The following is a 20,013-nucleotide window of genomic DNA, read 5'->3' on the forward strand; positions in this document are numbered from 1 at the left end:
TCCAGATTGAACTAAATCGTCGTCCTCACAATGTAGCACTCCCCTGGAGCCCACATGCCTCTCAACCACTACGTGACGCTGGGCCGCTCGGGCCTGCGCGTGAGCCCGCTGTGCCTTGGTGCCATGACGTTCGGTGAAGACCTCGGCTGGGGGTCCAGCGTGGAGGAGTCCCAGCAAATCATCGACCGCTACATCGAGCTCGGCGGCAACTTCATCGACACGGCGAACTTCTACACGAAGAGCCACTCCGAGAAGATTCTCGGTGACCACGTCGGTCGCCACCCGGCCCGGCGGGACAGGCTGGTCCTCGCGACGAAGTTCAGCGGGAATCTGTACCCCGGGGACCCGAACGGCGGCGGCTCGGGCCGCAAGTCCATCATCGCGGCCGCCGAGAACTCGCTGCGCCGCCTGCAGACCGACTACATCGACCTCTACTGGCTGCACAACTGGGACATCCACACGCCGATTGAAGAGACGATGGCCGCGCTCGAGGACCTGGTGCGCGCCGGCAAGGTCCGCTACCTCGGCGTCTCCGACACGCCCGCGTGGAAGATTGCCCAGGCCAACGTGATGGCCCACTTCCGCGGCTGGTCCTCCTTCATCGGGCTGCAAATCGAATACTCCCTGCTCGAGCGCAGCGTGGAGCAGGAGCTGGTGCCCATGGCGCTGGAGCTCGGCCTGGGCATCACCCCCTGGTCGCCGCTCAAGAGCGGCGCGCTCAGCGGCAAGTACACCCGCGCGAACGCCGGCCAGCAGAAGGGTGACCGCGGCGCCTTCGTGGAGTCGTACCTGAACGAGAAGACCTACGCGCTCGTCGACGCGCTCGGCGTCATCGCCAAGGAGCAGGGGACCAGCATCGCGCGCGTGGCGCTGGCCTGGGTGCAGGCACAGCCGGGCGTGAGCTCGACCATCATCGGCGCCCGGCGCCTGTCCCAGCTCGAGGACAACGTGGGCGCCCTCGAGGTGAAGCTGAGCGCCGAGCAGCTCGGCCGGCTCGACGCGCTCAGCAAGCCGATCTTCGGCTTCCCCCAGAGCATGCAGCCCATCTTCCCCGCCATCCACAACGGCGGCACGACGGTGAACGGCGTCTTCATGGAGCCGTCCCCGTTCGGCGTGGTGAAGGGCGAGAAGCCCTACTGAGGCTGGAGCCTGGGCAACAGCGGCAGGGGCACCGAGGCCGTCGTCTGGGATTGCGCCGGAGGCACGGGCGTGGGCTCGGCCTCGGGCGGCTCGGCGGGCGTCATCGGCTGACAGCTCGCCGGCTGGGGGGACGCCTCCGCCTCGCTCGACGTCGTGGCCCTCGGGGCGCCGCGCTTCGCGGGCAGCGAGCACATGGACGCGGGCGTCGCCACCGTGGGCCGTGCCACGCGGGGCGGCGTCGCGTCACCGCGCGCGCGCGAGTCGCCTCGTGACTGCGAGTCGCTGCGCGTGTCCGCCCGGCCTTCACTCGTCGACGAGGAGGTGGCGGTCGCCACCGCGGACGGGGTCGGGCGCTTCGCCGCCTCGCCGAGCGCCGTCGCCAGGCGCCCATTGCTCTCGTGCATCTGGTCTCGCACGCGGTCCAGGCTCGCCTGCGAGTGCGCGCGCTGCTGGTCCATGCTGTCCTGGAGCCGCTCGCGCTCCTTCAGCAGCTCCGCCTGGGCGGCCTCGCGCTGGGCATCCAGTTTCGCGCGGTACTGCTCCCGCTCCTGCTCCTGGTGGGCGCGCAGGCTGTCGCGCTCCTTGGAGACGTCGCTGAGCTGCGCCTCCAGCGCGCCCTTCTCCGCGGAGAGCATCCGCTCCGTGGTCACCATGCACGCCTCGAGCACCTTCTCGTCCGGCTCGCGCACGGGCAGGGGCTCACCCCGGTTCCACGCCACCATGGCGCTGCTCTGCCAGCGGTAGTCCGCGTGCATCACGCACTCCTGCACCAGCCGCGTGAGCCGATCCGCGGACCACTCGGGCTTCGGCCGCGAGCATGGGCCCACCTCCTCCCTGAATGTGGAGGGGAACGTGCGGGTCTGCTTCACCCAGCAACCGTCGCGCTGCTCCACCTTCACCGATGCGCACCCGCTCGCCGCCAGCACGAGCACCCACGTCGCCACTCGCCTCATGACGCCCCTCCTCCGTCCCACCCGCCGGCCCAGGCTCCGCGCTTCGCCCCGGATGCACGGTAGGAACGTCACCAACACCTGCCCATGCGGCGCAGCCCTCGCGCACCAGACGCATGTCGTGCATCGGACGCCTGACGGCAGACAGCCGAGCTCGCGATGACCCATCCCCGTGTGCTGCCCAACGCTCTCACTTGAATCCGAGGGTGAGCAGCCGGACGAGAGCCCTGCGCCTTGCTCGTGCGCGCGAGATGCGGAGGCTCAGCGGAGCAGGGCGCGGGTGTGGTTCAGCAGCTCAGGGCCACCCGGAGCGCCATGGCCCGGGACGATGATGCGCGTGTCGGGATAGCGCGCCTGCACACGCTCGAGGCTCGCGGGCCACTCGGAGACCACGGCGTCCCCCAGGTTGCCCAGGTCCTTCGCCGCCGCGTCCTTCACGAAGCACCCACCGAACAACACCTGGCTGTCGCGGTGCACCACCACGATGTTGTCGGGCGCGTGGCCCGCACCAGGGAAGAACAACTCCAGCGGACCGAGCGTCGCGACCTCCGTGAAGGCGCGCGTGGGCACCGGCTTGCCGCGCTCCTTCGCGATTCTCACGGTGTCCTCCAGGCCGTGCACCGGGATGCCCCTGGCAACGAGCACGGGGATGCCCGCGGTCCGGTCGTCGTGGAAGTGCGTCGCCACGGCCGCGCGGACGGGCTTGCCCAGCGAGCTCGCGGCCCAGTCGACGAGCTGCTCGGCCTGCTGCTGGTTCCAGCCCGTGTCCACGAGCAGCGAGCCGTCCCCGTCCTCGACGATGAGTCCGTTGGCGGGAACGAAGCCGAAGTCCTCGTCCGAGAGCGTCGTGTGCATCCAGACCCCCGGAGCGATGCGCCGCACCGTGATGTCCTTCGCGAGCGTGTACTCACCTGCCCCTGTCGCCCGCGCCGCCTCCGCGGCGTTCGGACGCACGGGCGCCGAGGTGCAGGACTGCGTCAGCACGAGAAGGGGAACGAGGACGCGAAGCGGGCGTGAGGTCATGGGTTCAGTCTCGCGAGAGAGAGGAGCGGTGCACGCCTTGGCAACCTTCAGGCCAGTCCATCGCCCGGGTCCGTGTGCATCCTGGCGCGCGCGTGGCCCCCGGATGTGTCCGGGCAGCCACGGCGCCGTGTCCACGGGGCCGCGCTCCTGCCCGGGACTTCAGCTCGGCGCGTCGACGATGACGGTGCACTGGCCGGCGACCACCTGGGGGCGCTCGTCCACCCACTGCCAGACGCGCGTGTAGCGCAGCTGCGCGGCGAACCCGGTGCCCGCGGACTGGCCCGCGACGGAGGCCTGCACGACGACCACCGCGCCCGCGGAGAGGAACCGGATGACGGGGGGACCCAGCTCCAGCCGGGTGAGTCGCAGCGCGCCCGAGCCATGGCCTTCCAGGTCCGCATCCTTGTTGAAGACCTGTCCCAGGTGGTTGACGAAGACGAGGTCCTCGGAGAGGAGCTGGTCGAGCATGTCCACGTCGCTGGCGAGCATGGCCTGGCGCAGCGTCTCCTCCGCCGCCAGGATGTCTTCTTCCGTCATCATCCGCAGTGCGCTCCTGGCTGACCGACCGGGCAGTGTCGCCCGACACGTCGCGGGACTACCGACGCTCGACCTCCCACCAACCGAACCACAAAGTCCGCTCCTCGGCGAGCTGAACCCACCCGGGGGCATGCACGTAGGCACGCGGCTCCAGCCCCGCGTCCGTGACGGCGCGCGAGGCCTCCTCGAAGGAATACAAATGCAGCGTCACGGCGGGCCCCGCGGTCCGCACCTCGCGCGTGGGGGCCTCGTGTCCCTCGTGGCCGGGCCTGCGCTCCAGCGCGGTGAACAACAACCGCCCGCCCGGCGCCAGCATGTCCGCGATGTGCCGCAGCACGCGCCGCAGGTCGTCGCAGAAGTCCAGACAGCCCAACGCCAGCGCCACCTGGAAGCGCCCCCACTCCGCGGGGAACGGCTGGTAGTAATCATGCGCGTACCACTCGCCGGAGGGACGGGCCTGTCGCGCCAGCTCCAGCATCTGCGGCGACAGGTCCGTGCCCACCACGTGCACGGAGGGCTCCAGGCCCTTGGTGTGCAGCCCCGGCCCACAGCCCACGTCGAGCACCCTGCAGCCCGGGGACACCGCGTCCGTGAGGAACCGCTCGACGCGGTCCTCGTACCGGCCCAGCACGGGGAAGAGGGCCTCGTAGGCGGACGCAATCTCCCCGTAGATGGCCCGGACGGCCTCTTCCTGGGGACTACCGCGGGACATGGCGCTTCGCTCGCATGGGGACGGCCGTTCTACCGTGCCCCGAGTCCCAGGGCGCGCTGAACCTTCACGTGTGTCCACTGTCGAAGGACCACTCGGACGCAAAGTGCCTTCACTCGCGCACGCATCGCGCTCCAGGCGTGCGCGCACGCGTCCGCCGACAAGCGAGCACCCCGAGCCACGCATCGCCCGGGGTGCCGCGCTCCTTCAGCGCTCCACCTGCCGGAACACCGCCATCGAGCGCCCCTCCAGCTGGAACCTGCCTTGGGAGGGCACCTTCTCCGCGCCCCGCGCATCGTCCGCCGTGTACAGCTCCAGCTCCCACTTCTGTCCGTCCGTGAGGGCGGGCAGCGTGTAGGCCACCGGCTCGTGGTGGGCGTTGAGCAGCACCAGCAGCGCGTCGCCGATGATGCGCTGGCCGCGCTCGTCGGGCGTGGGGATGGCGTCGCCGCCGAGCAGGAACGCCAGCGAGCGCACGAAGGGCTTCTGCCAGTCCTCCTCGCTCATCTCCGAGCCGTCCGGACGGAACCACGCCAGGTCCTTGTGCTCGGAGTCCCACAGGTGCGCGCCCTTGAAGTAGCGGCGGCGCTGCAACACCGGCTGCCGGTGACGGAAGTGGATGAGCTTCTGCGTGAAGGCGAGCAGCTTCTTGCGCCGCTCGTCCAGCGACCAGTCCACCCACGACAGCTCGTTGTCCTGGCAGTAGGCGTTGTTGTTGCCCTGCTGCGTGCGCCCCATCTCGTCGCCCGCGACAATCATCGGCACGCCGGTGGACATGAACAGCGAGGCCAGGAGGTTTCGCTTCTGGCGCTCGCGCAGCGAGACGACGCCCGGGTCGTCCGTCTCACCCTCCACGCCGCAGTTCCAGGACTGGTTGTCGTCCGCGCCGTCGCGGTTGTGCTCGCCGTTGGCCTCGTTGTGCTTGTGGCTGTACGTCACCAGGTCGTGCAGCGTGAAGCCGTCGTGCGCGGTGACGAAGTTGATGCTCGCCTGCGGCTTGCGCCGCGCCTCCGCGTACAGGTCCGAGTTGCCCGTGAGCCGGTAGCCCACCTCGCCGGCGAGGTTCTCGTCGCCCTTCCAGTAGCGCCTCAGCGCGTCGCGGTACTTGCCGTTCCACTCGCGCCACGGCGCGGGGAAGCCGCCCACCTGGTAGCCGCCGAGCCCCACGTCCCACGGCTCCGCGATGAGCTTCACCCGGCTGAGCACCGGGTCCTGGTGCAGGATCTGGAACAGCGCCGCCCTCGGGTCGAAGCCGCCCTCGCCCGTGCGTCCCAGCACCGTGGCCAGGTCGAAGCGGAAGCCGTCCACGTGCATCTCGTCCACCCAGTAGCGCAGGCTGTCGACGATGAGCCGGGCGCCGTTCGGGTTGGACGCGTTGACGCTGTTGCCGCACCCGGTGAAGTCCAGGTAGTAGCGCGCGTCCGGCATCAGCCAGTAGTAGCTGGCGTTGTCGATGCCCTTGAGCGACAGCGTGGGCCCCAGGTGGTTGCCCTCGCACGTGTGGTTGTAGACCACGTCGAGGATGACCTCGAGCCCCGCGGCGTGCAGCGCGCGCACCATGGCCTTGAACTCGGCCACCGCGCTGCCCGGCGTCTTGCGGCTCGCGTAGTACTGCTCCGGCGCGAAGAAGCCGAGCGTGTTGTAGCCCCAGAAGTTGGACAGCTTCTTGTCGTCCAGGAACGAGTCGTCCGCGAAGGCGTGGATGGGGAGCAGCTCCACCGACGTGACGCCCAGCTTCTTCAAATGCTCGATGATGGGCGGTGAGGCCAGGCCCGCGTACGTGCCGCGCAGGTGCTCGGGCACCTCCGGGTGGCGCATGGTGAAACCGCGCACGTGGGCCTCGTAGATGACCGTCTTGCGCCAGGGAATCTCCGGCCGGCGGTCATCGCCCCAGTCGAAGGAGTCGCTCACCACCACGCTCTTGGGCACGCCCGCCGCGCTGTCGCGCTCGTCGCGCGCCAGGTCCTGCTGCGCGTGGCCCAGCGGATAGCCGAAGACCGGCTGCTTCCAGTCCACCTCGCCGTACAGGGCCTTGGCGTACGGGTCCACCAGCAGCTTGTGCGGATTGCAGCGGTGGCCCTTGGTGGGCTCGTAGGGGCCGTGCACCCGCAGGCCGTAGAGCGTCCCGGGCTCCAGGCCGGGGACGTAGCCGTGGTGGACGAAGTCCGTCGCCTCCGGCAGCGTGAAACGTTCGATTTCGCGCGTCGGGTTCGCCGAATCGTAGAGGCAGACCTCGATGCGGGTCGCCGCCTGGGAGAAGACGGCGAAGTTGACTCCGGTGCCATCGAACGTGGCGCCGCGCGGCCAGGGCTTGCCCGGCCAGACCTCCCTGCTCATACAGGCTCTCGATTCCTCTCAAGGAAAATGCCCGCTGAATGTGGGATGGCCCTGGCGGACCGGCAAGCGTCAGGCCGCGGCGGCGTGGTCCAGCGAGCGCCATGTCCCCAGGGCCCAGTCCTCCTCCTCCGGGTCCGCGAAGCTCACCACGCACAGCGCCCGGTGGCGCCCGGAGCTGCACAGGGCCGTCAGCCGGCACTCGCCCGGCTCCATGTGCAGCGACGCGCGGCCGCTCACCCGCTCGCCCTGGTACTCCAGCTCCAGCGCGCGGCGCTCGGCCGTGGTGGTGGCGAAGTGCTCCTCCGCGTCGTCCTCGAGTGGCACGAATCGGACACTTCGCCGATGGTCCCGGGCCACCCACGTCCCGTCCTCCAGGTGCGCCTCCGCCAGCGAGCCGGGGATGCGGATCTCCCAGCCCGCCGGCAGCGCCACCTGCACCGCCCCGCGCCGGTAGCCGATGGACGGGCCGCGCGCCCCGTGGTGGTCCGCGTGGTGATGGACCGTCTCCGCCAGCGTGCCGCCCACGCCCAGGTAGCCGAGCACCTCGCGCCACTCGCGCCAGGGGTAGGCCAGCTCCGGGTCCTCGCGCCACGCCAGCTCCAGCGAGCGGGCCACGTCGCGCAACAGCCGCCGCTCCTCCTCGAGCAGCGGCGGGCGCCACACCACCTCCGTCCACAGCCGACACAAGGCGCGCCCCAGCCGCGCGTGCGCGCCGACGCCCTGTCGCCACCAGGGGAACACGTCCATGCCCACGCGCGGGTCCTCGTACACACGCCGCATCCAGCGCTCGTCGCGAGGCCCCAGCGGCGTGAGCAGCGCGCCGGGGTGCTCGAACATGTGGCCGAAGCGCAGGGACATGGAGAAGCCGGACTCACCCAGGCTGCGCATGCGCAGCACCTGGGCCACCGTCTCCTGCAGCCACGCCAGCATGTAGACCTCCACCGGCCCCGCGTCGCCCGTGTGGAAGTAGCCCGTGGGGTCTCCGACGTCCAACGTGTCGTCGGCCTGCACCCACTGGATGTCGAGCGCCTGGCCCAGGGCCTTGAGCGTGTCGCACAGGAACACGTGGTAGCCGGGGCCCACCGCGGAGGTCTCCGCGGAGATGACCACGCGCGAGCCGCTGGCCGCGAGGAACGAGACCTCGCCCGCGGCCGGATGCAGCCGCAGCCGCAGCTGCGGCGCGCCTCGGGGACCGGTGCCGAAGCGACTGCTCTCCAGCCACTCCGACACATTCATCTGGAACCAACGCTCGACCTGACCCAGCCACGTGCGCGCGTTCTCGGATGTCGGCGAGTGCGGTGCGTCCCCCCCACGCCAGCCGGCCAGCAGCAACTTCAAACTCATCACGCCTCTCTTGGGTTTGGGGCCCCCCGCGCATCGGGGACCGGGCATGTCTCCGCGCCTTGTCAGGAAAGCGCGTTTCACGCTGAACGTGCCACCGACCCGGTGTGCCGGCCGGCCCGTGCTCCACGTCGCGCGAAGGCCCGAGTGCGCGACGGAGCGCTGGCTCGCTCGGCTGCCGTGTGGACGGGCCAAGGCGAGGTGCCGGGTCTTCCGCGCCCCGGTGAGTGCGGGCGCGGAAGGTGAATGGTGATTCATTTTTTCAAGAAGGGTGAAGCGTCAGTTCTGGGTGGTGGCGGCCGGGGCGTCCTTGCGGGCGTTGGCGGCGACCTTCTCGGCGATGCGGCTCCAGGCGGCGTGGGTGCGCACGGCCTCGAGCGAGGGCTCGGTGGTGAGGGACTGGGTGGCGGAGAAGCCCTCGTCGGCGGCGCGCTCCAGCCAGACGATGCACTCGTCGAGGCTGCCGGCGCGCGCGGCGATGACGCCCGCGTAATAGAGCCCGTCGGGGTGGCGGAAGCCGTCGTTCCACGCGCGGCGGTAGAGGAAGAGCGCGTCCTCGTAGCGGCCGTCCTCGAGCAGCTTGTCGGCCTCGGTGCCCAGGCGGCGCGCCTCGCTGGCGTCGGGCGGGACGGGACGCGGCACCGGCGGCGTCGGGTTCTGCGGGTCGTTGGTGTGCGTGGTGGCGCAGGCGGTGAGCTGGAGGAGGGCGAGGACCGCGAGGAGACGGCGCATGGCGTGAATACTCCGGGTTGCGAGGTTATCCGGAGAGGACGCTGCCAAGGCCGGGGCCACCATTCAAGCAGGCGCACGCTGCCCGCAGGCACTGGGGACATCACCTTGCGGGAAAGGAGGCCGTCATGAGCAAGAAGGACGTGTTGAAGATTCCGACCGAGAACCTCCCCACCATCCCCAAGCATGACGCTGGCGCCGAGGACGAGCCCAGGCGTCGTGCCCCCAAGACGCTGGACCCGAACACGGGGCCGGGTGGGACGCCGGGCGTGGATGACACCCCGCGCATCATCGAGCCGCAGACGACGCCCGGGCGCTATCCCGGCGTCAGCGTGAGCTGAGCGTCGACAGCGTGACGCGCGGCGAGCAGGCCCATGCCCGAGTCGGGGCGTGGGCCTGCTGTCGTTGCGCGGTCGTGACGGGGTGGGCGCGTCCCCGGGGTCGGCCGGAAACACAGAGGCCCGCGCCGGTCGGGGCGCGGGCCTCCGGAGCTCCACTCGCCTTGGCGCCACGGTCAGCGCCTGGGCAGGGGGCTTTGCCTAGCGGCCGGACTCGGGCTCACGGGGCAGGGCGTCCGGAGCGTACGGGTCCTCGCGGTTGCTGGAGTCGGGCGCCGTCAGGTCGCCGTCGCCCGTGGTGCCGGGGTCCACGGCGGTGTCATCGGCGGGGTCCAGCGTGCCGGAGCCGCCGGTGCCCGGGTCCGTCGACGGGTCCATGCCCGTGGGCGGGCTCACCGGCGTGTCACCGGTGGAGGGCGGCGGGCTCATGGACGGGTCGTCCACGCCGGTGCCACCGGTGCCCGGGTCCAACGTGGGGTCCGTGGCGGGCGGCGGGCTCATCGTCGGGTCATCCATGCCCGTGCCGCCCGTGCCCGGGTCCTGGGTGGTGCCGGTCGGAGGCGTCGTCGTCGTGTCCGTGCCCGTCGTGGTGCCCGTGTCCGTCGTCGTGGGCGCCGTGGTGTCGTCGCGCTTGGCGCTCGAGTCGGACTTGCACGCGGTGCTGAACATGAGCGCGCCGGCGGCGAGCGAACCCAACACGACCTTCGTCTTCATGAACTTCTTCATGGTGGTTCCCCTCATTGGAAAGTTCTGGAGTGCTGCGGTGGTTGTGGCTGGCTGCTGCTGGCCGGGAACGTGAGCAGCCGGAACGCGGTGTGCAGGGAACGCTCCTCCGGCTGCCTGCTCTCCTGACGACGGCGGGGGCCCGACGTGGGGACGACTTGTCGGGGCGGGACTGTCATTTGTCACCCGCACGGGGAGGCGGCCGCCGTCTCGATACCGTCCCGAGGTGCGGGGTGGAGTGTTTGTGATTGACGCCTGTCCCAGGCGTCGCGCGTCTCGAGGTGTTGTCGAGACAGGGCGTTTCCGGAGGTCCTTCGAGCGCCGCTTCGCGCGGCTCAGCCGTCGCTGTTGGGGCCGGTGAGCCGGGGGGCGTCGTCTCCCCGATTCCCCTGGGCGCGGCGGTGCAGGGACTCGCGCCACCTGGGGGTGAGCAGGAGACAGTCGGCCAGGGCCGCGGCGTCCTCGGGCCGCTGCTCGTGCATGGCCTGGTTGGCGAAGGTGACGGTGAAGCGGGGGTGGGGACGCTCCACGAGCTCCAACACGTCTCCCGCGCGGACCTCGCCCTCCTGGAGGACGCGGAAGTACCAGCCGGTGCGGCCGGTGCGTTGGATCAGCAGCGCCAGCTCCTTGTGGCGCCAGCGCCGCGCGGGCTTCCAGCAGGGCTGTCTTGGCTGGGACACCTGCACCACGGCGGTGCCGACCTTCAGCACGTCGCCGATGCAGACGCTCTCCTCCGCGCCGCCGGAGACGACCCAGTTCTCGCCGAAGGCGCCCGGGCCCAGGTCCTCGCGGCCGAGCTGCTCGCGCCAGAAGGCATGGTGTGACGCGGCGTAGGCGAGCACGGCCTTCTCGGGGCCTCCGTGCACGCGCAGGTCCGCCTGGCCGTCACCGGTGAGCCCCGTGCGGGTGAGCCACACGGGCCCCGTCACGGGCTGCTTGTGGATGCCGCTGGTCCACGGCCGCTCCATCGGGTCGGCGGCGCCGGGCGTGCCGAGCTCGCGGGGCATGCCGATGTGGAGCGAGAGGATGCGGGGCGTCTGGGTCTGCATCGGCTTCGCGACAAAGCAGGCGCGAGGGGGGCTGTCCAGCGTCGAGCCTGTGCCTCGGCCGCGCGACGGGAGCGGAAGACGTCTCCAGCGAGTCGCCCTCCGCTCCCTCAGGTCGCGCTCAGGCGCGAGCGGACGTCAGTACGTGCCGCCGTCCAGCACCGAGCCACCCGCGGGCGGCGTGAAGGTGCCGGAGGCGTTGTCGTCCGCGGGGCCCGGCACGGTGGTGGGGCCCGAGCCGCCCATGCCCGCGTCGCCGTCGAATGTGGGCAGGCTGCCGGGCGCCGTGGTCGTGCTGCCCGGAGCCGTCGTGGTGTCACCCGGCATCGTCGTGGTGCTGCCCGGGTTCGTGTCCGGCGTGCTCGGCACCGTGCCCGGCGTCGACTGCGTCGGGTCCTGCGTCATCGGGTCCGTCGTGGTGGGGCTGGGCGTCGTCGTCGTCGTGCCCGAGCCGCCCGTCGCGGGCTCACTCGTCGTGGTGCTGGGGTCCGCCTGGGCCACCATCACCGGCGCTTCCGTCGCGCTGCAAGCCGTGCCCAGCGCCAGGGTCCCCGCCATGGCACCCGCCCACATCCACCGCCTCATGTGCTTCACCATTGCCGCCTCCGTTCGTGGGTATGTGTTGCTTCAGCTCAAGGCGTCGCGTGCTCGGGCCCCGTGCCCCCCGCCGCCGCCCTCTCCTTCACCTCCGAGTCCAACCGCGCTCGCCGCTTGCGGTGCCCCCGCGCCGTCAGGACCAACAGCAGCGCGGGGAACGCCACCAGCATGACCAGTAGATTGGTGGCGAATCCCAGACTGGCCAGTGCCCCCACCGAGTTCAGGCCTGGATGCCTGGCCAGGAAGAGCGCGCCGAACCCCATGGCGCTCGTCAGCAGGCCGCCCGCAATCGCACGCCCCGTCTCCGAGTACACCGCCACGAAGTCGCTGCCCGGCGACGCCAGCCGTGTCAGCAGATGCACGCCCGCGTCCACCGTGGTCCCGATGAGCACGGGGATGATGAGGATGTTCAGATAGTTGAACTCCAACCCCACCACCGGCATCAGGCCAATCAAGGCCAGCAAGGACACCACCGTGGGCAGCAGGCACAGCACCGCCATGCGCAGCCCTCCCAGGGTCATCCACATGGCGAGCAGCACCGCCAGCGTCGCGCCTCCGAGGATGAGCGGCGCCTCGTGCGTCACCATGTCCAGGATGTCCGCCATCACCATGGACTCGCCCGCCGCGGACACGCGTCCGCCTCCCGGGGGCGTGACGCCGCGAATCTCGCGCGCCAGCGCTCGCACGGCCTGGCCGTCCGACTGGTTCACCGCCGGGTACACCAGCACGAAGCCACCCGTCGTCCCCTCGCGTCCGGTGAACTGCTGCCGCACGCTCGCCGGCAGGTCCGCGAGCGTGAAGGGCGGCGCCTGGGTCTGCCGACGCAGCTGCGCCACCTGCGCGCGCTGCTCCGCGGACAGCCGCTCCTCCGGAACGTTCTCGAGCAGCGCGTGGATGTCGCGCAGCACCACCTGTTTGCTCGGCTGGTCCCGGGGCACCAGCGAGGACAGCGAGGCCACGAAGTCGATGGTGGAGTCCTTGCCCCGCTCCCGCTGACGCCGGGCGAGCGCGGACGCCATCGCGTGCTCCTCCTGCTCGTCCCGCGTGAGCACCACCACGGGCGTCTGCGAGTAGCCGATGATGTCGTTGACCTGTCGGTCCAGGACGAACGACGGCAGGTCCTGGTCCTCGAGCGTCCCGAAGTCGTAGTCGAAGCGCACCCGAGGCACCTGGGAGAAGAGCCCCACCAGCACCACCGCGGAGATGGCGGTGATGGCCACGCGGTGGCGCACCAGCACCCGGCCCATCGAGGACTCGCGCGGCGCGACGCGCGCGTGTCGCGGCCGCCAGCCGAGGCGCGCCGTCAGCCCCAGCAGCGCCGGCAGCACCAGCACGTACGCCGCCACGAGCACCAGCATGCCGATGCCGGCGATGACGCCGAACTCGCGGAACGCTCGGAAGCGGGACGTGCCCAGCACGAAGAAGGTGAGCGCCGCCACCAGCGCGGACACCAGCGCCGCGCCGCCCGTGTGCGTGAAGGACTCGCGCGTGGCCCGCTCGGAGTCCTCTCCCTGCGTGCGCAGCTGGAGATAGCGGCCCAGCAGGTGGATGCCGTGCTCGACGCCCAGGCCCCCCAGGATGGCGCCGAGGAAGCCCGTCAGCAGATTCACCTGTCCATACAGGAGCGCGACCAGCCCGTACGTCCACGCGAGCCCCGCGCCCACCGGCGTCAGCACCAGCCCCACCGCCACGGGGCTCCGGAAGTGGAAGAGCAGGTAGAGCAGCATCAGCGCCGTGGCCACGGCGGACGACACGGCGATGTCGCGGACAATCTGCTGCTGCTGGTCCAGCTTCTTCTGGAAGGTGCCGGTGATGTCCACCCGGAAGCCGGGGCCGTACTTCGACAGGTCCTGCGCGTCGATGAGCCCGCGCACCTCGTCCACGATTCGCCGCGAGTAGCCCAGGTCCGCTGACGTCGTTTCCGGCTTGGCCAGCACGACGACGCGCCCGGCCTTGGCGTCCAGGTAGTAGTCGTCCTGGGCGCCCGACAGCTTCTGTCCGGCCGCGCCGCCGTACTTCGCCTCCAGGTCGGAGAAGTCGAGCGACGGCTCCGGCTCGTCCACCAGCGGCACGTAGAGCGGATTGGCCCGCTGCCGCTCCCACGCCAGCCGCGCGGCGAGCCGACGGTGGACCTCCTTCAGGTCCTCCTCCGACAGGAAGTAGAGCGCCCTGTCGCGGAAGAACGCGCCCGTGCGCTCCTTCTCCACGAAGCGGATGCCCGGCAGCTTCTCCAACTGGGGCGCCAGGTCATCGGCGAAGCGGCGCAGCGACTCGGCGTCGCCTCCCTCGCCCACCACCGCCACCCAGCCGAGCGCGCCGAAGCGCGACTCCAGCTCCCCCAGGTCCTGGACGCTCTCGAAGGAGCGGGGAAGCAGGTCCACCAGGTTGGCGTTGAGGCGGAGCTTGAGCGACAGCACTCCTCCCACCGCCGCGAGCAGCACCGCCAGGCCCAGCGCGAGCACCGGCCGCCGGTGGCTGCGCGCGGCCAGGGCGCCGAGCCCCCGCTCCACGCGCTGCATCCAACGGCGCTCTCCCTGCGTCGATGTGGTCGGCTCCGAGTCCATCCGTCGCGCGGGCGTCCCAGCCTCCCACCCCCGGAGAAGTCCGACGGCGTGGAAGGTGGCACGGCTTCCCCTCCCTCGGGTGTCCGCGAGAGCGGCCCCATGTGGGCGGGAACCTGGGGACGCGGCGCGGGGTGTGCAGTCCGCGCCGCTCGGCCGTCTGCCCTCCAGGAGGCCTTCGGGCCCGGTGCGCGCGGTCCAGATGCGCGACGCAGGGCCGTGGGCGTCACGAGCCCGCAGGCGGCCGTGCGGACAGTCGAGCGGGGGACGTGGGGGCCTGTTACAGAGGGAAAGTCATTCGGGGCCTTACATTCCGGCTTACGGCATAAACGCGTTGACTCCTCGGTTGGCGCATGCCCAAGGTGGGCCGCGGGTCGGCCCGAAAACAACACAGCAGGTGTCGCAACATGGGTGAGAAGCGTTGGTCGGAGCGGTTCGAGGGGGCGATGGGCCAACTCGCCGCGCGAAGCCATCGGCGTCCGATGCATGCGGTGGTGGTGGCGGTGGTGCTGACGCTCCTGGGCGCGTACTTCGCCAGGAACCTGACCCTCAGCGCGGACTTCGTGGGCCTGCTGCCCAAGTCGTTCCCGAGCGTCCAGGACATCGAGAAGATGCGCAAGCGCTTCGGTGGCCAGGGCAACGTGGTGGTGGTGGGGATGGGGGCGGAGCCCGAGGCGCTCAAGCGCTTCGTGGATGACCTGTCGCCGAAGCTCGCGCAGCTGTCGGAGATCCGCTACGTCAACTCGCAGCGGCCCAGCGAGTTCTTCAACGAGCACGCGCTGTATTACGTCGACCTGGAGGACCTGAAGACGATTCAGGGCCGCATCGACGCGCGCATCGCGTGGGAGAAGGAGCAGGCCAACCCGCTCTTCGTCCGGCTGGACGAGGAGCCCGCGCCGTCGGTGGACTTCTCCGACATCGAGCAGAAGTACACGGGCCGCGCCAACCAGCGCCTGTCGGGCCAGGGGGACCTGTACTACCTGGACACGACGGAGCGGATGGTGGTGCTGATGGCGAAGCCCAAGGGCAGCGCCGCGGACCTGAACTACTCGAAGAAGGTCGTCACGCAGGTGGAGGAGTTCCTGGCGACGCAGGACCTGTCGAAGTACGGGCCGGGCTTCAAGACGGCGGTGACGGGGACCTTCAAGAAGAAGATCGACCAGCAGCGCGTCATCGTGAGTGATCTGGCGCGGGCGTCCACGCTGGCCATGGTGTTGCTGGTGGTCTACCTGGTGTTCCACTTCCGCAGCGCGCTGTCGGTGGTGCTCACCATGGTGCCGGTGATGGCGGGCCTGGGGTGGACGTACGGCTTCGTGGGCCTGGCGTACGGGCAGGTGAATCTGCTGACGGGCTTTCTGGCGGCGGTGCTCGGCGGCCTGGGCGTGGAGCACGGCATCCATCTGCTGGGGAGATACGGGACGTTGCGCTCGGAGGGGATGACCTCCGAGGCGGCGGTGCAGGAGTCCTTCCGGCACACGGGCTTCTCCGCGCTCATCGCGGCGCTGGTGGCGGCGCTGACGTTCCTGAGCCTGGCGATGTCGGAGTTCAGGGCGTTTCGCGAGTTCGGCATCATCGCGGCGGTGGGCATGCTGGTGAGCATCTTCGCGTACGTGCTCATCCTGCCGGCGCTGTTGGGGATGGCGTCGCGCTTCGGGTGGGCGCCGCGCACGCAGGAGGAGGGGGCGGGGCCCATGGCGCTCCTGGGGCGCTGGCTGCCGCGCTCCTACCGTGGGGTGGCGGTGGTGATTGGGGTGGGCGTGGTGGTGCTCATCTCGCAGGCGTACCGCATCTCGTTCAACTACGACTCGCGCACGTTGGAGGACTACAAGCAGGCGTCGGCGGTGCTGGACCAGAAGGTGAACAACATCCTGGGCTACTCGCAGACGCCGGTGGTGGTGCTGACGGACTCGCAGGACATGGAGCGCGAGGTGGTGCGGCAGCTCGAGGCGCGCAAGGCGGCCCGGGGCAAGGAGTCCACCATCGACTTCGTGGGGGCGCTGGAGGACCTGGTGCCCCGGCAGCAGCCGGAGAAGCAGGCGGTGCTGGAGGCCATCCGGGCGCGGCTGGAGAAGCTGGACCCGGAGCGGCTGCCGGAGGACACGCGGGTGGCGCTGGCGCGGGCGTTGAACATGTCGAAGGCGAAGCCCTTCACGCAGGCGGAGCTGCCGGCGAGCGTGCGTCACCAGTTCGAGAGCCTGGATGGGAGCACGGGCGGCGTGGTGCTGGTGTACGCGGGCGGCGGGGTGAGCCTGTCGGACGGTGAGGGGACGCGGCGCTTCTCCAAGGAGGTGCGCGGGCTGCAGATGCCGGACGGCAGTCAGGTGTCGGCGGCGGGTGAGGCGCTCATCCTGGCGGACATCCTGGACATGGTGTCGCGCGAGGGTCCGCGCATCCTGGCGGCGGCGGTGTTGAGCGTGCTGGCGGCGATGTGGCTGACGTTGGGGAAGCTGCGCACGGCGCTCATCTGCATGGTGCCCACGCTCTTGTCGGTGGCGGGGCTGGTGGGGCTGATGGCGCTCTTGGATTTGCAGTTCAACTACCTGAACATCATGGTGCTGCCGGTGCTGGTGGGGACCACGGTGGACGCGGGCGTGCACCTGGTGCAGCGGTTGGGTGAGCCGGGGGCGGACTTCATCTCCGTGTACGCGGAGACGGGGCGGGCGATTACCGGCGGCCTGCTGACGAGCGCGATTGGCTTCGTGGCGCTGGTGTTGGCGAAGCACCCGGGGTTGAACTCGATTGGTGACCTGGCGAATCTGGGGTTCGGGTTGAACCTGGTGATTGTGCTGTTGGGGTTCCCGTCGCTGTTGCTGCTGGTGGAGCGCTGGCGGCGCAAGCACGGCGCGACGGCGGAGGAGCCGGCGCCGGGGGCGTAGCTCAGGAGGGCAGCGTGATGATGCGAGGCGAGGCGCTCGGGTGGTTCGCGGCGGTGTCGATGGCGGTGGCCCTGGTGGGGTGTTCCCACGGGGGCCAGCGTGAGGAGAAGAAGGGCGACACGCGCTGTGAGGAGTCGCGGAATCTCTCGTGCATCACGGGCACGGAGTGTTCCATGGACCGCGACCGGGGCTGTGAGGTGTGCCGCTGCTCGCCCGCGGATGCGCTGACGCCCACGGACAAGCGCCGGCCCACGGCGATGGAGCCGGAGCGGCGCTGGTAGTGGCTACGCGAGGTGGGCGACCTGGATGTCCAGGCGCTTCACCTTCTGCTCCTCCAGGAGCGCGTGCAGCTTCGGGGACATGAGCAGGAGCGGGTGAGGACGCAGGACTCCGCTACGCATGCCCACGTGCTGACGGGTGCAGGTCAGGTCGCTGCCGTCGTGGTCTCCGCGTCGGAGGGACAGCTCGGAGAGGATGTTCAGGCCGACGATGTGTCCCCTGGGGCAACGTTGCGCGTTGTCCTCGTCGAGGTCGAATGGGTCATTGCCCGTGCGAGTCGCAGGCAGGAGGTCCAGGGGATGGGCTGTCACGACGAGCTGGTGCCACTCCTTCACGGGTTCGGCTTTCGGGCCTGCGCGCCGGATGGGGCGGAAGTCCGCGCCTGTGATTCCATGCGCTCGCCAGAGGTCCGCGAGCCGAGCGGAGATGACCCACTCGTGGGCGAGGGTTCGCGCGAGGTCCGCGCGCTGGGGAATCCGGCGCGGGTCGAGGTGCAGGTCCGTGACCTGTCTGGCGCCTGCTCCGCAGAGCGCGCAGGCGGTGGACTCGTCGTAGTGAGTGCCGCACTCCTCACCGGAGGGCTCGAAGACCGCATCCAGGCGCAGCTCGAGCAACTCGGCGGACTTCAGCTCCTTGGGCGTGTAGTGGCGCAGGAGGCGCCAGCCCGAGAAGAACAACTTGCCCTGCTGTCGCAGGGCGCGGTCGAGTTCACGGATGCGTGGAATGCGCTCATCATCCGTGGGGAGTGTCAGCTTGCGCACCGTGCCACTCGGCAGCACGACACCCTCATCACCGCGGAAGAGTCGCGATGCTTCGGCTTCCTCGACACGGAGCTCGATGGTTTCGCGCATGAGCTAGGGCTGCAGTCCGATGAGCTGGGGAATGGGATGCTGGGAGTAGACCTGGACCAGGAGGAGCTGGAGCTTGTCCGGAGCAGGTCGCTCCTGACCATAGGCCCAGCGCTCGCGAAAGGCCTGGGTGATGGCTTTGTGGTACGCGGTCGGCAGTCGGTAGGTCGCACCTGATTTGGCGCCGCCCAGATACAGCGGGACCAGATGGTGCTCCTGGAATCCGGCGCTATTCGGATAGCGGGCCTGGGCTTCCTTGAGCCGCTGGGCATAGAGCTGTCGTGCCTGCTGGACGACTTGAAGGTTCGCCAGCCGATGCGCCTGGAGCTGACTCTGTTGCGGTGTCGGCGTCGGGGTGAGCAGAGGAGGGCGTCGCCACGGGCGTGCTCCGGGCCCTCGCCGAAGCGGCGGTCTCATACCCGCGCTCTCGCACGCAGTATCGGTTCGTGAGGCGCAGTACGCTTCCGGCTGCTCGAATTCGGCCCGGCCTGTGCCATCGGCTGCTTCGTCGGGCAGGAATGCCCCCGCAGTGTCTTCGTCCGTCGTGACGTGGATGCTCCCCCAGTCACGAAGATTGACGGTGGTGGCTCCGCAGCCCGCCTGAAGCAAGACCAGGACGTAACACCACAGGCTCAGGTGCCAGGCAGGTCGAGCACTCATTCGCCCTTCATAGCGCTTCCGGATCGTCTCGGGCTGCCCTGTTCAGCGCCGCGCACCCGGCTCGAAGCGCAGTGGCAGGCGCTTGGGGCCGTGGACGTGGATCGCCTCGCGGGGCTCCCACGGCGCGTCGCTCGCGAGCCTGAAGTCGCCCAGCATCTCCAGCAGGTCCGTGAGCGCCACCCTCGCCTCCATCCGCGAGAGCGCCGCGCCCAGGCAGAAGTGGATGCCGTGCCCGAAGGCGAGGTGCGCATTCGGCTCCCTCCCGATGTCGAACCGCTCCGGCTCCTCGAAGTGGCCCGGGTCCCGGTTCGCCGAGCCAATCATCGGCAACACGAACTTCCCCGCCGGAATCACCCGTCCGTTCAACTCCACCGCCCGCTTCGTCGACCGATACATCGACTGCACCGGCGAACGGAATCGCAGCACCTCCTCGATGGCCGAGCCCAACAGCTCCGGCCGCTCCCGCAGCCGCGCCAACTGGTCCGGATGCTCCAGCAAGCACAGGAGCGCGTTGTCGATGAGGTCCATCGTCGACTCCGTCCCCGCCACCAGCAAGAGCTCGAAGAAGGCGATGAACTCCCGCTCGTCCAGCCGCTCTCCATCCACCTCCGCCTCCACCAGCCGCGTCAGCAGGTCATCCTTCGGCGCCCTCCGCCGCTCCTCCAGGATGACCGGGAGATACGCCCGCATCTCGTCGCGCATCGCCACGTACCGCGCTCGCGCCCGCTCCGCCTCCTCTCCCTCGGAGATGGTGTGGCTGAGGTTCAGCATGATGTCCCGCCACCCGAGGAGCCGGGCCCGGCCCTCCACGGGAATCCCAATCATCTCCGCGATGACCATCGTCGGCAGCTGACTCGAATACTCCGCCACCACGTCCATCTCCCCCCGCCCCACCAGCGGCGCCAGCAACCCACGCGACAGCTCCCGCACGTGCGGCTCCAGGTTCGCGATGGAGCGCGGCGTGAAGGCCTGCATGATGATGCCGCGCAGCTTTGTGTGCTGGGGCGGGTTCTTGAACAACAGCCAGTCCGGCGTCCTCCCTCCCGGCCTGGTGACGACGGAGCTGAACACCGCATGGTCCTGCAGCGCCCGCTTCACGCTGTCGTAGTCGAACAGGAACCACAGGTCCGCTCGCGGCTCATGCAACAGCGGCGAGCGCTCACGCAACCGTGCGTACAGCGCGAAGGGACTCCGACGCGTGTCATCGGTGAACAGGTCCAACATGTCGAGCGGTCTCCCATCGGAGGGACACGTCGAGCGCCCGCCGCGCCATGCCTCCAGCGTAGGAATCCCCCCTCCGCGAAGCGCAGACCCCTCGC

General features: G+C 70.2%; 18 protein-coding genes. 4 read left to right on the plus strand and 14 right to left on the minus strand.

What is annotated here, in order from left to right:
- Window positions 1-54 precede the first annotated feature (54 nt).
- Window positions 55-1,140 carry an aldo/keto reductase gene (locus K8640_RS27410; protein WP_223749757.1) on the plus strand — a complete coding sequence of 362 codons (1,086 nt, stop codon included), beginning with the start codon at window positions 55-57 and terminating at the stop codon, window positions 1,138-1,140.
- Here the strand turns inward: K8640_RS27410 and K8640_RS27415 are convergent.
- From K8640_RS27415 to K8640_RS27445, 7 genes are all read right to left on the minus strand, one after another.
- A complete protein-coding gene (locus tag K8640_RS27415) occupies window positions 1,134-2,093 on the minus strand; it encodes a hypothetical protein (protein ID WP_223749758.1) in 960 nt (319 codons plus the stop codon). The two genes, K8640_RS27410 and K8640_RS27415, sit on opposite strands and share 7 nt — an antisense overlap.
- A 258-nt stretch (window positions 2,094-2,351) precedes the next feature.
- A complete protein-coding gene (gene bla / locus K8640_RS27420; RefSeq protein ID WP_223749759.1) occupies window positions 2,352-3,113 on the minus strand; it encodes a subclass B1 metallo-beta-lactamase in 762 nt (253 codons plus the stop codon).
- Between the two features lie 159 nt (window positions 3,114-3,272).
- A complete protein-coding gene (locus tag K8640_RS27425) occupies window positions 3,273-3,653 on the minus strand; it encodes a nuclear transport factor 2 family protein (protein WP_223749760.1) in 381 nt (126 codons plus the stop codon).
- Between the two features lie 55 nt (window positions 3,654-3,708).
- A complete protein-coding gene (locus tag K8640_RS27430) occupies window positions 3,709-4,362 on the minus strand; it encodes a class I SAM-dependent methyltransferase (protein WP_223749761.1) in 654 nt (217 codons plus the stop codon).
- Window positions 4,363-4,566: 204 nt separating this feature from the next.
- Complete coding sequence (gene glgX, locus K8640_RS27435; protein ID WP_223749762.1) at window positions 4,567-6,696, minus strand: glycogen debranching protein GlgX; 2,130 nt, start codon at window positions 6,694-6,696, stop codon at window positions 4,567-4,569.
- A 69-nt stretch (window positions 6,697-6,765) separates the two neighbouring features.
- Window positions 6,766-8,040: a hypothetical protein gene (locus tag K8640_RS27440; RefSeq protein WP_223749763.1), complete on the minus strand. Its 1,275-nt coding sequence runs from the start codon at window positions 8,038-8,040 to the stop codon at window positions 6,766-6,768.
- Between the two features lie 276 nt (window positions 8,041-8,316).
- On the minus strand, window positions 8,317-8,769 hold the full coding sequence (locus tag K8640_RS27445; protein ID WP_223749764.1) for a hypothetical protein: 453 nt from the start codon (window positions 8,767-8,769) through the stop codon (window positions 8,317-8,319).
- A gap of 125 nt (window positions 8,770-8,894) precedes the next feature.
- Between K8640_RS27445 and K8640_RS27450 the strand changes: the two genes are divergently transcribed.
- Complete coding sequence (locus K8640_RS27450) at window positions 8,895-9,107, plus strand: hypothetical protein (protein ID WP_141324659.1); 213 nt, start codon at window positions 8,895-8,897, stop codon at window positions 9,105-9,107.
- Between the two features lie 198 nt (window positions 9,108-9,305).
- On the opposite strand, the gene K8640_RS27455 is transcribed toward K8640_RS27450, so the two are convergent.
- The 4 genes from K8640_RS27455 to K8640_RS27470 form a co-directional block, all read right to left on the minus strand.
- Entirely contained in the window at window positions 9,306-9,830 is a 525-nt protein-coding gene (locus K8640_RS27455) for a hypothetical protein (protein ID WP_223749765.1), read from the minus strand.
- A gap of 332 nt (window positions 9,831-10,162) precedes the next feature.
- On the minus strand, window positions 10,163-10,876 hold the full coding sequence (locus K8640_RS27460) for an MOSC domain-containing protein (protein WP_223749766.1): 714 nt from the start codon (window positions 10,874-10,876) through the stop codon (window positions 10,163-10,165).
- 135 nt (window positions 10,877-11,011) lie between these two features.
- Window positions 11,012-11,431: an Erp protein gene (locus K8640_RS27465; RefSeq protein ID WP_223749767.1), complete on the minus strand. Its 420-nt coding sequence runs from the start codon at window positions 11,429-11,431 to the stop codon at window positions 11,012-11,014.
- Window positions 11,432-11,505: 74 nt separating this feature from the next.
- A complete protein-coding gene (locus K8640_RS27470) occupies window positions 11,506-13,989 on the minus strand; it encodes an RND family transporter (RefSeq protein WP_223749768.1) in 2,484 nt (827 codons plus the stop codon).
- A gap of 449 nt (window positions 13,990-14,438) precedes the next feature.
- Here K8640_RS27470 and K8640_RS27475 point away from each other — a divergent pair, with 449 nt between their 5' ends.
- Window positions 14,439-16,907: an RND family transporter gene (locus tag K8640_RS27475; protein ID WP_223749769.1), complete on the plus strand. Its 2,469-nt coding sequence runs from the start codon at window positions 14,439-14,441 to the stop codon at window positions 16,905-16,907.
- Window positions 16,908-16,924: 17 nt separating this feature from the next.
- A complete protein-coding gene (locus tag K8640_RS27480) occupies window positions 16,925-17,188 on the plus strand; it encodes a hypothetical protein (RefSeq protein WP_223749770.1) in 264 nt (87 codons plus the stop codon).
- 3 nt (window positions 17,189-17,191) lie between these two features.
- Here the strand turns inward: K8640_RS27480 and K8640_RS27485 are convergent, their stop codons facing one another.
- From K8640_RS27485 to K8640_RS27495, 3 genes are all read right to left on the minus strand, one after another.
- Window positions 17,192-17,965 carry a hypothetical protein gene (locus K8640_RS27485; RefSeq protein ID WP_223749771.1) on the minus strand — a complete coding sequence of 258 codons (774 nt, stop codon included), beginning with the start codon at window positions 17,963-17,965 and terminating at the stop codon, window positions 17,192-17,194.
- Window positions 17,966-18,040: 75 nt separating this feature from the next.
- Window positions 18,041-18,451: a hypothetical protein gene (locus K8640_RS27490; RefSeq protein WP_223749772.1), complete on the minus strand. Its 411-nt coding sequence runs from the start codon at window positions 18,449-18,451 to the stop codon at window positions 18,041-18,043.
- 285 nt (window positions 18,452-18,736) lie between these two features.
- Window positions 18,737-19,918 (minus strand): cytochrome P450, encoded by a 1,182-nt coding sequence (locus K8640_RS27495; RefSeq protein WP_223749773.1) that lies wholly within the window; start codon window positions 19,916-19,918, stop codon window positions 18,737-18,739.
- Between the last annotated feature and the right edge of the window lie 95 nt (window positions 19,919-20,013).

The sequence above is a fragment of the Myxococcus sp. XM-1-1-1 genome, from assembly GCF_020037095.1.
GTDB classification, from domain to species: domain Bacteria; phylum Myxococcota; class Myxococcia; order Myxococcales; family Myxococcaceae; genus Myxococcus; species Myxococcus fulvus.